12 protein-coding genes are annotated in these 13,542 nt (G+C 54.7%); 7 read left to right on the forward strand and 5 right to left on the reverse strand.

What is annotated here, in order from left to right; all coding sequences use genetic code 11:
* The first annotated feature begins 36 nt into the window (after positions 1–36).
* On the forward strand, positions 37–858 hold the full coding sequence (locus tag AC790_RS11720; protein ID WP_049851892.1) for an SDR family oxidoreductase: 822 nt from the start codon (positions 37–39) through the stop codon (positions 856–858).
* Between the two features lie 163 nt (positions 859–1,021).
* A complete protein-coding gene (locus tag AC790_RS11725) occupies positions 1,022–2,038 on the forward strand; it encodes an NAD(P)-dependent alcohol dehydrogenase (RefSeq protein ID WP_049851893.1) in 1,017 nt (338 codons plus the stop codon).
* 42 nt (positions 2,039–2,080) lie between these two features.
* Here the strand turns inward: AC790_RS11725 and AC790_RS11730 are convergent, their stop codons facing one another.
* Positions 2,081–2,860, reverse strand: a complete 780-nt coding sequence (locus tag AC790_RS11730; protein ID WP_007889920.1) for an L-threonylcarbamoyladenylate synthase — start codon at positions 2,858–2,860, stop codon at positions 2,081–2,083.
* A 260-nt stretch (positions 2,861–3,120) separates the two neighbouring features.
* Positions 3,121–4,053 carry a nucleoside recognition domain-containing protein gene (locus AC790_RS11735; RefSeq protein WP_049851894.1) on the reverse strand — a complete coding sequence of 311 codons (933 nt, stop codon included), beginning with the start codon at positions 4,051–4,053 and terminating at the stop codon, positions 3,121–3,123.
* A 373-nt stretch (positions 4,054–4,426) separates the two neighbouring features.
* Here AC790_RS11735 and dinD point away from each other — a divergent pair, with 373 nt between their 5' ends.
* Positions 4,427–5,284, forward strand: coding sequence for a DNA damage-inducible protein D (gene dinD, locus AC790_RS11740; protein ID WP_049851966.1), 858 nt, complete (start codon positions 4,427–4,429; stop codon positions 5,282–5,284).
* Between the two features lie 72 nt (positions 5,285–5,356).
* Here dinD and gorA read toward each other — a convergent pair whose 3' ends face one another.
* Positions 5,357–6,709, reverse strand: a complete 1,353-nt coding sequence (gene gorA / locus AC790_RS11745; RefSeq protein ID WP_049851895.1) for a glutathione-disulfide reductase — start codon at positions 6,707–6,709, stop codon at positions 5,357–5,359.
* Positions 6,710–6,958: 249 nt separating this feature from the next.
* On the opposite strand from gorA, the gene rnz reads away from it, so the two are divergent.
* Positions 6,959–7,870 carry a ribonuclease Z gene (gene rnz / locus AC790_RS11750; RefSeq protein WP_049851896.1) on the forward strand — a complete coding sequence of 304 codons (912 nt, stop codon included), beginning with the start codon at positions 6,959–6,961 and terminating at the stop codon, positions 7,868–7,870.
* Here the strand turns inward: rnz and AC790_RS11755 are convergent.
* Complete coding sequence (locus AC790_RS11755) at positions 7,867–8,679, reverse strand: CPBP family intramembrane glutamic endopeptidase (RefSeq protein ID WP_007889905.1); 813 nt, start codon at positions 8,677–8,679, stop codon at positions 7,867–7,869. The genes rnz and AC790_RS11755 overlap by 4 nt on opposite strands.
* Positions 8,680–8,718: 39 nt before the next feature.
* On the reverse strand, positions 8,719–9,561 hold the full coding sequence (locus tag AC790_RS11760) for a 23S rRNA (adenine(2030)-N(6))-methyltransferase RlmJ (protein ID WP_007889903.1): 843 nt from the start codon (positions 9,559–9,561) through the stop codon (positions 8,719–8,721).
* A gap of 330 nt (positions 9,562–9,891) precedes the next feature.
* On the opposite strand from AC790_RS11760, the gene AC790_RS25120 reads away from it, so the two are divergent.
* From AC790_RS25120 to prlC, 3 genes are all read left to right on the forward strand, one after another.
* Positions 9,892–10,341: a hypothetical protein gene (locus tag AC790_RS25120; protein WP_007889901.1), complete on the forward strand. Its 450-nt coding sequence runs from the start codon at positions 9,892–9,894 to the stop codon at positions 10,339–10,341.
* 127 nt (positions 10,342–10,468) lie between these two features.
* Complete coding sequence (locus AC790_RS11770) at positions 10,469–11,359, forward strand: hypothetical protein (protein WP_049851897.1); 891 nt, start codon at positions 10,469–10,471, stop codon at positions 11,357–11,359.
* Positions 11,360–11,499: 140 nt separating this feature from the next.
* Positions 11,500–13,542, forward strand: coding sequence for an oligopeptidase A (gene prlC, locus AC790_RS11775; RefSeq protein WP_049851898.1), 2,043 nt, complete (start codon positions 11,500–11,502; stop codon positions 13,540–13,542).

Raw genomic sequence — 13,542 nt, forward strand, 5'->3', positions numbered from 1 at the left:
GTTCTACCATCAGGTTTTCAAGAAGAGGAGCACAAGATGAAAACCTGGTTAATTACCGGCGCCAGCAGCGGGCTGGGGCGTTTGATGAGTGAACGTTTACTGGCGCGCGGCGATCGCGTGCTGGCATGTGTACGCCGTGAGCAGGCAATGGTCGATCTGCAGCAAAGCTACGGCGAACGGCTGCAGGTGATGGCGCTGGATCTGGCACAAACCGCCAGCATCGCGCCTGTCATAGCCCGCGCTTTTGCCGCCGTCGATCGCATTGATGTCATAGTAAGCAATGCCGCTTACGGCCTGTTTGGTGCGGCAGAAGAGTTGAGCGATGCGCAGATCGATCGCCAGATCGCCACCAATCTTACCGGCTCCATCCAGCTGATTCGCGCGGTGATTCCTTTTCTGCGCCAGCAGGGCGGTGGGCGTATTGCGCAGCTCTCTTCAGAAGGCGGGCAGGTGGCGTATCCCAACTTCAGTCTGTATCACGCCAGCAAATGGGGCATTGAAGGATTTGTCGAGGCGGTGCGTCAGGAAGTTGCCAGCTTCGGCATCGACTTCTTACTGGTCGAACCCGGCCCAACCGCAACGCATTTCGCTGCCGGCCTGGATGTGGCCACGGCGCTGGATGTTTATCGCGATAACGCTTCAGGCCAGCTGCGCCAGGCGATTCTCTCGGGTGATTTCACTATCGCGGGCGATGCAGGGAAATGTGTGGTGGCGATGATCGCCACGCTCGATCAGGCCAGCATGCCGCTGCGCCTGGCGCTCGGTAGCACCGCGTATCAGCATATCGAAGCGGCGCTGGAGAGCCGACTGGCGGAACTGCGTGCGCAGCGTGATGTGGCCTTTGGCGCGGATGGGTAACCGCATAGGATGTTAGGCGCAATCCGCAGATAGCTGCCAAACTCAGCCATTGTGCATTTTTGCCTGGTGCGCATGAATGCGCACCCTACAACGGTCAGAGTAGGGGCGCCATTGATGGCGACCCATCCGCAAGCAATCTTATGAGCCAAGGAGACGTTCCAACATGCAAGCGATGATCCTGAAGAATCCCGGTGGATTAGAGAATCTGCAACTGGCGGATCTCCCCGATCCCGGTAAACCTGGCGCAGGTGAGATCCGTGTGGCGATCCACGCGACGTCACTCAATTTCCACGATCTGCTGGTGGCGGATGGATCGATCCCCACCGCCGATGGCCGCATTATGATGGCGGACGGCGCGGGCGTGGTGGAGGAAGTGGGGGCAGGCGTCAGCGAATTTAAGCCGGGCGACCATGTGGTGTCGTGCTTCTTCCCGCAGTGGCAGGACGGCTTGCCGTTTAGCCAGGTGGGTAATTTCGCACAAACACCGGGCGATGGTGCGCACGGCTTTGCTGCCGACGTGGTGGTGCGTCCGGCGCAACATTTTACGCTGGCACCGCGCGGCTGGCGCCATGCGGAGGCGGCGACCATTACCACATCAGGCCTCACCGCCTGGCGTGCGCTGGTGGGTGATGCACAGATTAAAGCGGGTGACACCATTGTTACGCTGGGTACCGGGGGTGTGTCGATCACGGCGTTGCAGATCGCCAAATCAATGGGCGCACGCGTGATTGTAACCTCGTCTTCTGACGAAAAACTGGCGCGCGCGCGTGAGCTGGGTGCCGATGCCGGCATCAACTATCGCACTACACCGGCGTGGGGCAAAGCGGTACAGCAACTGACCGATGGGCAAGGCGCAGATGTGGTGATTGAGCTCGGCGGTCCCGGTACCATGGCGCAGTCAATTGAGGCGGTGCGCGTTGGCGGACATATTGCGTTAATCGGCGTGCTCACCGGTCGCGAAGGCGTGATCCCCACATCATTATTGATGGCGAAACAGGCGCGAATTCAGGGGCTGATTGTCGGCCATCGTCGTCAACAACAGGAGTTCGTGCGCGCGCTGGAGCAAACCGATGCTCGGCCGGTGATTAGCGATAGCTATGGTGCACTGAGCGATCTGCCAGCGGCGTTTAAGCATCAGCAGAGCGCGGGGCATTTTGGCAAGATTACAGTGGAGTGGTAAAACGCAGAGTCTGTTTCCATAGCGGAAACAGACCTATAAAAGTCAGTAGTAGTCGCCGTGGCGATAATCCCATGAAGGGAAGATGTCAGATAGCAGCGCCATAATTTTATCCACATCTAACCCTTTACGGATCAGCACCGGGCACGGCGTGATTTTACGTTCGCCGTTTTGCTGTGGAATCAGACGACCTTCGCTATCTACCATCGACACCATCACACCCTGTTCATAGCGCACTTTATTGGTGTCGTTAGGCTGGATGGACTTCACGTAAGCATTGGCTTCGATAATTAAATCGGCGCGGGCTTCAATGCGCTCGCCAATACCCTCGACCAAACCGCGATTACCCTGGCCGGACGGATTTGCCGAACTGGCAAAGGAGAATTTACCGTGCTGCTCCCACAATGCTTTTGCGATATTTTCGCCTGGCTTGCCAAATTTAATCACGAAGCAGCTGGTTTGACGGCCATCCATCATCAACTCTTTTGAGCCATCAGCGGGAATACGCGCCAGCGCATCGTCGCGCCACGGCAAAATACAGCCCAGCAGAATATCTTCATCCCAATGGCGCTGATAAAGCTGGTCGATTTCTGGCGTCAGTTGCGCCAGCGAACGCAGCTGTTCCAGCGAGCCACACAGCACTACGCCTGGTTTGTTGCGCTTGCGCTGTTTAGCTTCGAACTTACGTTCCAGCCCGGCTTTGTCGGATGTCATGATGATGTAACCCACTTTGGTGGGACTCACAATCATGCCGCCATCTTTGGCGAGAATATCAATGGCCTCAGGTTGTAAACCGCCATTCCAGCTTATCTGCTTACCGCTCATGGAGTTACCCTATCGATGTAAAAGAGAGTGAGCAGGAATATTACCTGCGATGAAAACAAGGGCTTTATTAATTAACCCGTTATTTAATCAGGGTTAATTACATTATCGAAGTATCTCTTGCGATAATAGTACTAAAATTAATGGCGGTGCAACTGCTGAAAATAACGATGAATTAAATAGGGGTAATAATAAATAACGCCTGTGAATTGTAGTGTTATTGATAAAAGGGCGCTGAAAATATTATTCAGCGCCAGAAATAATCAGAATAGGATGGCGTGCGCTACTGCACGCAGCGCGATGCCGAGCAGAATGCCGGGCACGGCGAAGCGGAACAGGCGCGGGAAGCGGCTCGACAGGCCAAGATAAATACCGATGCCGGGCAGATCGAAGGTTTGAATCAGTAATCCCGCCGAGGCGTTGATGTTGTGCGCGCTGTACAAGCCTTTCTCCACCAATCCTGCCACCACGCCGTAATAAGCGGTGCCGCCCGCCAGACATTTGGTTAGCGCCGGAAGAATGTAGACCTCGGAAATGTGCAGCTTGTCGAGCAGCGGCGATATCAGGCGCGTCAGTATATCTATGCCGCCAGCTTCTTTTAAAACGCCAACCACCGATAACGAAATTATCAGCATCGGCAGCGACCCGAGCGCCAGACGAATCGCATCGGAACCGGCGCTGTTAATAATGCCAATCAGCCCCATTTTGCTTTCGTTGCTGGTCACGGCGTCATCTTCGTTCAGCAGGGCTGCGTCCGAAAGTTTGCGACCAAAGAAGTGATAGGTGGTCGCCGCCGCTACGACTCCGCCGCAGACCGAGATAAATAGCGCACTGCTCCAGTGTAATCCCGCCGGAATCAGCGGATAAAAGGTGCTGGCCTGCCCCATGGCAAACAGCATCGCCAGGGTAGCCGCCATATGACGATCGGAGGTACCGCGCTTTTCCATAATCGCCAGCGCCGCCAGCGGTGCCGCAAAGCTGACGAAATTAAGCTGAATCATGGCAAAAAAAGCCAGCCCGGTAATACCGAAGGGTTTTAATAACGGCGTGGCATGACGGACGACGAAGTCCAACAGACCTTTGACTTCCAGATATTTCATGATGAATAACATCACCACCATAATTGGAATTAAGGTGTAGAGCGCCACGTCCACCGAGGCTTTGCCTGCGGACATGATGATATCGATAATATTCATGCCCAATTACGACCTGTTTTCACACCGTTCTCCCCGAAAAATATAAACCGGCAATGCCATTAAGTTTGCGGTGCGCATTAATGCGCACCCTACAACATCGCGGTAACGCGTTGTAGTTTCGTCATTAATGGCGGCCGAATAACTCAGCATCCGTAAAGGAATAAATCTTATCCGTTACGTGGACTGTTGAGTAGCGAAGAAAATGGGTTTTGTATTTCAGGAAATGAAGTATACCGAACTATTTTCCATGACTGATTGCGGTTAAGTTCCAATAAGCGATAACGAAAAATAAGACGGACCTGCTATCGATGTAGAGGAAGGCTGGGCAGTTTGATCCCCGAGTGATGTGTTGACACGCATTTTAGGGGGAATGATGGAAAACAAACATATTCAGATGCTGACCGATGCTTTTCAACGCTGTTCTCAACAAACTGATAGTGGTGTGGAGTTCTGGTTAGCGCGAGATGTGCAACATCTGCTGGGATATGGCAAATGGGACAACTTTCAAAGTGTGGTTTTGAAAGCCAAAACGGCTTGCGAGATTTCAGAGCATGAGGTGTTGGATCATTTTGCCGACGTCGGGAAAATGATCGAACTTGGCAAAGGTGGGCAGCGCAAAATTGATGATGTCATGCTTACGCGGTATGCATGTTATCTGATTGCTCAAAACGGCGATCCCAGAAAGCAGGAGATTGCCTTTGCGCAGACTTACTTTGCCATGCAGACGCGTAAAGCGGAGCTTATTGAATTAAGGCTGCTAGAAACTGAGCGGGTGCAGGCAAGGAAAAAACTGAGCGGAACCGAAAAAGAGCTTTCAAACGTAATCTACGAACAAACGGGTGGAAGCCAGAACTTCGCACTTATTCGCAGTAAAGGTGATTTTGCCCTGTTTAATCGTACTACTCAGGTTATGAAAGCACTGTGGGCTGTGCCAGAAAGTCGCCCATTAGCTGATTTCGCGCCAACCATAATTTTAAAAGCCAAAGATTTCGCCACAGAAATTACTATTCATAATGCTCGTACGCTACAAATGCAAAGTGAGCTGCAGATATCCGGCGAGCACGTTAATAATAACCAGGCGGTAAGAGAAACATTACTCAGTCGAGGAATTAGACCTGAAAGTTTATCGGCTGCTGAAGATGTAAAAAAAGTTGAGCGGAGATTGGCTTCAGCAGAAAAGAAGTCACTTGTTAAACCAGCGAAACTGGAAAAAGATAGCGATGAACTTTAATAAATCAACATCAGGATGCATAAGCATCCTGATGTTATTTACGAGATTAGCGGTTTATTAATCAAACCGATATTAACGCATTGTCACAAATTCTTCGGCCGCGGTGGGGTGGATCGCCACGGTGTTATCGAAGTCTTTTTTGGTTGCGCCCATTTTTAGCGCCACCGCGAAGCCTTGCAGCATTTCATCCATACCGTTGCCGATACCGTGGATGCCGACAATCTTCTCTTCCGGACCGACGCACACCAGCTTCATGCGGCACGGCTGGCGATGTTGCGTTACCGCGGTGTACATCGCGGTGAAGGAGGAGGTGTACACTTTCACCTGATCGTCGCCGTACTGCTCGCGCGCCTGCGGTTCGCTCAGGCCAACGGTGCCAATCGGCGGATGGCTGAACACCACGGTGGGCACGTTGCTGAAATCCAGATGCTCGTCCGGCTTGTTGTTAAACAGACGCTCGGAGAGACGACGACCGGCCGCTACCGCGACTGGCGTGAGCTCAACCGCGCCGGTGTTATCACCTACCGCATAAATGCCTTGCACATTGGTGTTCTGGAACTTATCGACGCTGATATAGCCTTTTTCATTCAGCTTAACGCCGGTTGCCGCCAGATTGAGGTTATCGGTCGCCGGTTCACGGCCAATCGCCCACACCAAGCAATCCACCGTTTGCTCGTGGCCGCTCTCCAGCTGCAGCGTCAGGCTGCCGTCAGCGTTTTTAATCACGGCTTTCGGAATCGATTCGGTGTGCAGCGTTGGTCCTTCCGCCTGCATCACTTCTACCAGCGTATCGACGATCAGCGGATCGAAGCTGCGCAGCGGCGCGTGTTTACGCACGAACAGGTGCGTTTCTGCGCCCAGCGCATTAACCACGCCGGCCAGTTCTACCGCGATGTAACCTGCACCCACCACCGCCACGCGCTTTGGCAACGCATCCAGCTCGAAGAAGCCGTCTGAGTCGATACCGTACTCCGCGCCCGGTACGTCTGGGTGGCTTGGACGACCGCCGGTGGCGATCAGAATGTGATCGGCGGTGAGTGTTTCACCGTTGACTTCCACGGTATTGGCATCGATAAAGCGCGCGAAGCCTTTGATCACTTCCACCTTATTTTTGCCCAGCACGTTGTCGTACGAGCTGTGGATGCGATCGATGTAGGCGCTACGGTTTTTCACCAGAACTGACCAGTCAAAACGGTTTACCGTGGTATCGAAGCCATAATCTGGCCCATAAAGATGAATCGCTTCAGCGATTTGCGCCGCGTGCCACATCACCTTTTTCGGTACGCAGCCGACGTTGACGCAGGTGCCGCCCAGCTCTTTGGCTTCAATCAGCGCGCATTTCTGGCCGTGCATCGCAGCGCGGTTAATCGAGGCGATACCGCCGCTGCCGCCGCCGATGGCGAGGTAGTCAAAATGTCTGGTCATCCGTTATGTCCATCTGTTGGAAGAAAATTGGCATAGAGTTTAACGCTTGAGGCGCGAGGCGCGCAAAGATTGCACCTATAAATGTAATAGGGTTGAATCCCGAAACCCGCCATACTTCAAGCCGCAGGCGCGTTGGCTGCATCCTTTAACCCCAGTCACATAGTGAACTATGCTCCTGGGGATTAAAGGATTTGCCGCCTTCCTGCAACATGAATTATGACGGGTGCTACTCGTCAAAAGGAAATGAATATGCAACTGACTTTTCTCGGCACCGGCGGCGGTGCGCCCAGCCTGCAACGTAATGTCACCGCGATTGCGCTGACGCTGTCGAAACGCGGCGAAACCTGGCTGTTCGACTGCGGCGAAGCAACGCAGCATCAATACATGCGCTCGGCGCTCAAGCCGGGCAAGCTGGAAAAAATCTTCATCACCCATCTGCATGGCGACCACATCTTCGGGCTGCCGGGATTGCTCACCAGCCGTTCGATGGCAGGCATCCCCGAACCGATGACCATTTACGGTCCAGCAGGTATTCGCCAGTTTATTGAGACGGCGCTCAGTTTAAGTGGCTCTTACACCTCCTATCCGCTGGAAATTGTCGAAATCGAAGCCGGTTTGGTGCTGGATGATGGCGAATTTCGTGTTACCGCCTGGCCGATGAATCATGTGATTGAGTGCTTTGGCTATCGCATTGAGCAGCACGACAAGCCGGGCTTCCTTGATGCGCCGCGTTTGAAAGCAGAAGGCGTACCGCGCGGTCCGTGGTATCAGGATTTAAAAGCAGGCAAGCGCATCCAGCTGGAGGATGGTCGGGAGATCAACGGCGCGGAGTATCTTGGGCCTGCCACCAAAGGCAAAGTGCTGGCGATATTTGGCGACACCGCGCCCACCGATGTTGCGCTGCAGCTGGCCGCCAATGCGGATGTGATGGTGCACGAAACCACGCTGGAAGCGGCGCTGCAGGAGAAAGCCAACGGTCGCGGTCACTCAACCACGATTCAGGCAGCCGAAGTGGCCAAACAATCAGGCGCTAAGCGCTTGATCGCCACGCATTTCAGCTCGCGCTATTTATCGAAGGATCGGGAAAAACTGCTGGCGGAGTGCCAGTCGGTGTTTGCTGCGACCGAGCTGGCACATGATTTCGCGGTGTTCGAGGTTTAGTGCTGTAGCGCCGGATAGGTGAAGAACAGCAGGTGCGTCATGTTGAAAATGAAATGCACGCCGGTGGCAACCCACAGGCGTCCACTCCAGTGCCACGCCAGACCATAAATCAGCCCGGCCAGCGTGGCGAAGATCATCAGCAGCGGCCCGCCGGGAAAATGCGCTAAACCAAACAGCAGCGACGTCAGCAGCAGTGCCGCCACGGCGCCGATGTGCTGGCGCAGGCGCTGCTGCAGATAGCCGCGAAAGAACGCTTCTTCCGCCAGTGAAACGAAGAACAGGTTCGCCAGCATAAAACTGCCCAGCCACTCCGGCCAGTGCGGCTCAACGGCCAAACCACCTAACTGCACCGCCACGTAGAGCAGCAGCGGAATCGCCGCCAGCAGCGCCAGCCACAAAATTTTGTAACGCGGCGGAGCGGCCTTGGTGCGAAACAGCTGCGGCAAGCAGATGAGCAACACAAACGGAATCAGCGCTTTATCGAAGTTGTAGGAGAAGCTGAACGGCAGGCTGAGCGGCCCGGCCTGCACATCTTCAACCTGGCGCGGATTTTTGAAGCCTGGGAAGAAATGCATAAACAGGCCAATGGCGATAGCGACCAGCGCGGCTTCACTGACCAGCTGAATCCAGCGCGCGCTGTTTTCGACGCGAACCCACGCGATAATGGCTATTGCGCCGAGCAGCAGCATCGCCGGCCAATCCAGCACATCCTGAAACAGGCCGAGAATCGTGGCCAGCGTGAGCAGCAGTACCGAAAAACGTTTGGCGGGCGACAGCACAGCGAGCGCGCCAGCCAGAATGATCCACATGATAATTATCCTATTTGGCTGGCAACGCCGTGAGCGAACTTACTCTGGCACGATCTGCGTAACGCTGAAGTGACCGGTGCCGGCTGGCACCAGCTTTTGATGCAGCCACGGCAGCAGCTCTTCCATCTGTGCTTTGAGCTTCCACGGCGGATTAATGACGATCATGCCGGAGGCGGTCATGCCGCGCTGATCGCTGTCCGGACGTACCGCCAGCTCAATCTGCAGAATGTTGCGGATATTAGTGGCCTGCAGATCTTTAACCATGTGCTTGATCTGCTGACGCATTACCACCGGATACCACAGCGCGAACACGCCGGTGGCGAAGCGCTTGTGGCCTTCCTGAATGCCTTTCACCACATCCTGATAATCGCTTTTCATCTCATATGGCGGATCGATCAGAATCAGACCGCGACGGCTCAGCGGCGGCAGCTTGGCTTTCAGCTGCTGGTAGCCATCGCCACGCGCCACGCGCGCGCGCGAATCTTTGCTGAACTCGGTGCGCAGCAACGGATAATCGCTGGAGTGCAGCTCGGTCAGCTCCATCTTGTCCTCTTCACGCAGCAGGAAGCGGGCAATCAACGGTGAACCGGGATAATACTTTAAGGTGCCGTGTGGGTTGAGGTTACGCACCGCCGAAAGATACGGCTTCAGCAGCTCAGGCACATCCGGCTGCTGCCAGATACGGCCAATGCCTTCCAGATATTCACCGGTACGCTCGGCGTGCTCACCGCTCAGCAGGTAACGTCCGGCACCGGCATGGGTATCCAGATAGAGGAAAGGTTTCTCCTTCTCCATCAGGGCGGTGAGGATCAGGCTTTCAACGGTGTGTTTCAGCACGTCGGCATGGTTGCCGGCATGAAAACTGTGGCGATAACTCAGCATAAAAGAGAGGGGTCCGCGGTTGGATCAAAGGGAGTCAATACATCGTGTGTGGCGCGATTATAGCCGTGCTGGGTAAAAATTGCTGACGTTTTGCGAGACGCTTAAGTTTTGCGACAAAGCGTCGCTATAGCGGGTTGCGACTTGCCTGGTTATCAGCGAATATTCCTAAGGAAAATTCCTTACTCGAATTTCATCCATAGATTAAGTAAGTTAGTCTGCGCTAAACCAAGCGGTCATAAGCCAAATGCCAGAGAGTCTGGCAGGAAACTTTCCGGTTAAGGCCGTATAATTTTTTGCTTCAAGCATCTCTAACAACTCCTGGTGAAAATAATGAAAAAAATGACTGGTATCGCGGTGGCAAGCCTGTTGGTACTGACGGGCTGCGCGAAACAACAACCCGTTCATAGTTTGGTCACACCGCCAACTGCGGACGAGCAGCCTGCTGCGCAAAATGCGCCAGAGCAGCAAGGTACTCCTTTTGTGGCTTCCGCACCGGCTCAGCCAGCAAGCGCCTCATTTAGTGATGACCGTGCCAGCAACATTCAGCAGTGCCGCAAAGAGCTCGACGCGATGCGCCTTTATAGCCAGGCCTCGTATGACAGCTATCAAGCCGAATTCCAGAAAATCGGCGCCCAGACCAATAAATATCTGCAAATTAAAGATTCAATTGGCGCGGATATTAACGATTTAGTGATGCCACGTTATCAGTTCCAGATTCGTGAGTTGTGTTTCCGTATTAAGACTCGTCTGTCACAGCTGATTATTCGCCAGGCCGGTTAACACGCGCGTTCTTAATCATACCCGCGAAGTAGCAGCGCGATATTTCGCGCGCAGGATGGGCTTCATCTCTATTTTATCCATAGAGATGAAGCCTTTTGTGTTCTTAAGGCTGCCTCAGGAGATTGTGATGACACAGCGTCATCTGCCCGTTGTCCTTTTCATCACCGCACTATTATCCCCGGCGCTGGCTTGCGCGGCTTCTGAAGAGGAGATGCTGCACGCCTTTGGCGATGCCGCACGCACGCTACCTCCTGTACCAGTCCAAAAGCCAAAACCGCAGTTACCGCCGGTAGCAAAACCGGTCGCCAGGCCTGTCGTCCATGCAGCCGATCAGAGAGAAGTGAAGCAATTGCGCGCCCGCATCAGCGAGCTGGAAAAGCAATTGGCGGCCAGGCAGACCAGGAGTGACGCCAGCACGATCGCGGCACCGCAAAGTGATGCCGAACGTGATGGCTATACGCTGGGCCAATCCATCGCCAGCAATGCCGTCGCGCAGCTGCAAATGGTAAAAGATGTCGGTCTCGACATCAGCATGGATCAGTTGATCGCTGGCGTAACCACGCAGTTGAAAACCGGCACCTCGGCGCTAAGCAGTAAAGAGATGGCGCAGCGTTATGCCACGATGCAGGCGTCGATCAATAAAGGGATGAGTGCGCTAATTGCCAAAGGCTATGCGCAGCTGAATCAGCAGCTAGAGAAGCGCAAGGCGCTGCGGGCAGAAAACGGTATGCACTGGTTTGCGGTGAAATCGGTGCAATCGAAGCTCATTCCTGACCAGCCGGTAGAACTTAACGTAAAAGTCAGCACCTTGAGCGGCAAAGTCATTAACAATTTTGCGGATGATAACGTGCCCTTTGATAATCATCTGCCGCCGCTGATGCATGACGGCATGTCGCTCACCGGTAAAGGGGGCGAAGTGGAAGGCTGGGCGCTGGCCAAAGATATCTTTGAGCGTGAACCATTGCCGCCGTGGGTGGCGCCCTACGATGTCATCCATTATCAGCTCGCGATTAAATAATCTTCAGCCTGCCTTCTGGCGGGCTTTTCTTCGCTAGTCCATCCTTAGTGGCATTGATTTTCATGCCATCAAGCCGCATGTTAGTAAAATTGTGTCGCGCGAGAGTTCGCGCGCAACTTCATCATGAAAGGACTGCGCTTATGACCAATCCGTTACTCACGCCTTTTTCGCTTCCGCCGTTTTCTGCCATCAAACCTGAACATGTGGTTCCAGCGGTTACCGAAGCGCTGAACGACTGCCGCGCAGCGGTGGAACGCGTAGTGGCGCAAGGCGCGCCCTACACATGGAATAATCTGGTTCAGCCGCTGGCTGAAGTGGACGATCGCTTAGGTCGCCTGTTCTCGCCGGTCAGCCACCTCAATTCAGTGAAAAATAGCCCGGAACTGCGTGAAGCTTACGAGCAAACGCTGCCGCTGCTCTCCGAGTACAGCACCTGGGTTGGCCAGCACGAAGGTTTGTATCAGGCATATCGCAACCTGAAAGAGGGCGATAGCTACGCGGGCCTCGATACTGCGCAGCAGAAAGCGGTGGATAACAGCCTGCGTGATTTCGAGTTGTCCGGTATCGGCCTCGATAAAGCGAAACAGAAGCGCTATGGCGAAATCGCTGCGCGTCTGTCTGAGCTGGGCTCGACGTATAGCAACAACGTGCTTGATGCCACCATGGGCTGGAGCAAGCTGGTGACCGATGAAGCCGATCTGGCGGGCATGCCGGAGAGCGCGCTGGCCGCAGCCAAAGCGCAGGCCGAAGCCAAAGAGCAACAGGGCTGGCTGCTGACGCTGGATATCCCAAGCTATCTGCCGGTCATGACCTATTGCGATAACGCCGCGCTGCGTGAAGAGCTGTATCGCGCCTATTCAACGCGTGCGTCCGAGCAGGGCCCGAATGCCGGCAAATGGGACAATGGTCCGGTGATGGCGGAAGAGCTGGCGCTGCGCCACGAACTGGCTCAGCTGCTGGGCTTCGACTCCTACGCTGACAAATCGCTGGCCACTAAAATGGCGGAAAATCCGGCGCAGGTTATTGAGTTCCTTACCGATCTGGCGAAACGTGCGCGTCCGCAGGGCGAAAAAGAGCTGGCTCAGCTGCGCGCCTTCGCCAAAAAAGAGTTCGGCGTCGACGAGATGAATCCGTGGGATTTGACCTACTACGGCGAAAAGCAGAAACAGCATCTCTACACCATCAGCGATGAGCAGCTACGTCCTTACTTCCCGGAAGCGCGCGCGGTAAGCGGCCTGTTTGAGGTGGTAAAACGCATCTACGGCATTACTGCCAAAGAGCGCAAAGACGTGGATGTTTACCATCCGGACGTACGCTTCTTCGATCTGTTCGACGAAAGCGGCGAACTGCGCGGCAGCTTCTATCTCGACCTGTATGCGCGCGAACACAAGCGCGGCGGTGCGTGGATGGACGATTGTGTGGGGCAGATGCGTAAAGCCGATGGCAGCCTGCAGAAGCCGGTGGCGTATCTCACCTGTAACTTCAACCGTCCGCTGCAGGGCAAACCGGCGCTGTTCACGCATGATGAAGTGATCACGCTGTTCCACGAATTTGGTCATGGTCTGCATCACATGCTGACGCGCATCGAAACGCCGGGCGTATCCGGTATCAGCGGTGTGCCGTGGGATGCCGTGGAGCTGCCGAGCCAGTTTATGGAGAACTGGTGCTGGGAGCCGGAAGCGCTGGCGTTTATCTCCGGCCACTATGAAACCGGCGAACCGCTGCCGAAGGAACTGCTGGATAAAATGCTGGCGGCGAAAAACTATCAGGCGGCGCTGTTTATCCTGCGTCAGCTGGAGTTCGGCCTGTTCGATTTCCGCCTGCATACCGAGTTCGATCCGGCGAAAGGCGCGCAAATCCTCGAAACCCTGCGTGAAGTGAAGAAGCAGGTTGCCGTGGTGCCAAGCCCGGAGTGGGGCCGCTTCCCGCACGCCTTCAGCCACGTGTTCGCCGGCGGTTATGCGGCAGGTTACTACAGCTATCTGTGGGCCGATGTGCTGGCTGCCGATGCCTATTCGCGCTTCGAAGAAGAGGGCATTTTCAACCGTCAGACTGGTCAGTCGTTCCTCGACAACATCCTGACGCGTGGCGGTTCTGAAGAGCCAATGGAGCTGTTCAAACGCTTCCGTGGCCGTGAACCACAGCTCGATGCGATGCTGGAACACTACGGAATTCAGGGATAA

The sequence above is a fragment of the Pantoea sp. RIT-PI-b genome, assembly GCF_001187905.1.
Lineage (GTDB): Bacteria > Pseudomonadota > Gammaproteobacteria > Enterobacterales > Enterobacteriaceae > Pantoea > Pantoea nemavictus.

Excerpts from the sequence above, each read along its gene's own strand:
- AC790_RS11725 (WP_049851893.1), top strand. The coding sequence starts at position 1,022 with ATGCAAGCGATGATCCTGAAGAATCCCGGTGGATTAGAGAATCTGCAA.
- dinD (WP_049851966.1), top strand. The coding sequence starts at position 4,427 with ATGGAAAACAAACATATTCAGATGCTGACCGATGCTTTTCAACGCTGT.
- rnz (WP_049851896.1), top strand. The coding sequence starts at position 6,959 with ATGCAACTGACTTTTCTCGGCACCGGCGGCGGTGCGCCCAGCCTGCAA.
- gorA (WP_049851895.1), bottom strand. The coding sequence starts at position 6,709 with ATGACCAGACATTTTGACTACCTCGCCATCGGCGGCGGCAGCGGCGGT.
- AC790_RS11770 (WP_049851897.1), top strand. The coding sequence starts at position 10,469 with ATGACACAGCGTCATCTGCCCGTTGTCCTTTTCATCACCGCACTATTA.
- AC790_RS25120 (WP_007889901.1), top strand. The coding sequence starts at position 9,892 with ATGAAAAAAATGACTGGTATCGCGGTGGCAAGCCTGTTGGTACTGACG.
- AC790_RS11755 (WP_007889905.1), bottom strand. The coding sequence starts at position 8,679 with ATGTGGATCATTCTGGCTGGCGCGCTCGCTGTGCTGTCGCCCGCCAAA.
- AC790_RS11760 (WP_007889903.1), bottom strand. The coding sequence starts at position 9,561 with ATGCTGAGTTATCGCCACAGTTTTCATGCCGGCAACCATGCCGACGTG.
- AC790_RS11735 (WP_049851894.1), bottom strand. The coding sequence starts at position 4,053 with ATGAATATTATCGATATCATCATGTCCGCAGGCAAAGCCTCGGTGGAC.
- AC790_RS11730 (WP_007889920.1), bottom strand. The coding sequence starts at position 2,860 with ATGAGCGGTAAGCAGATAAGCTGGAATGGCGGTTTACAACCTGAGGCC.
- AC790_RS11720 (WP_049851892.1), top strand. The coding sequence starts at position 37 with ATGAAAACCTGGTTAATTACCGGCGCCAGCAGCGGGCTGGGGCGTTTG.
- prlC (WP_049851898.1), top strand. The coding sequence starts at position 11,500 with ATGACCAATCCGTTACTCACGCCTTTTTCGCTTCCGCCGTTTTCTGCC.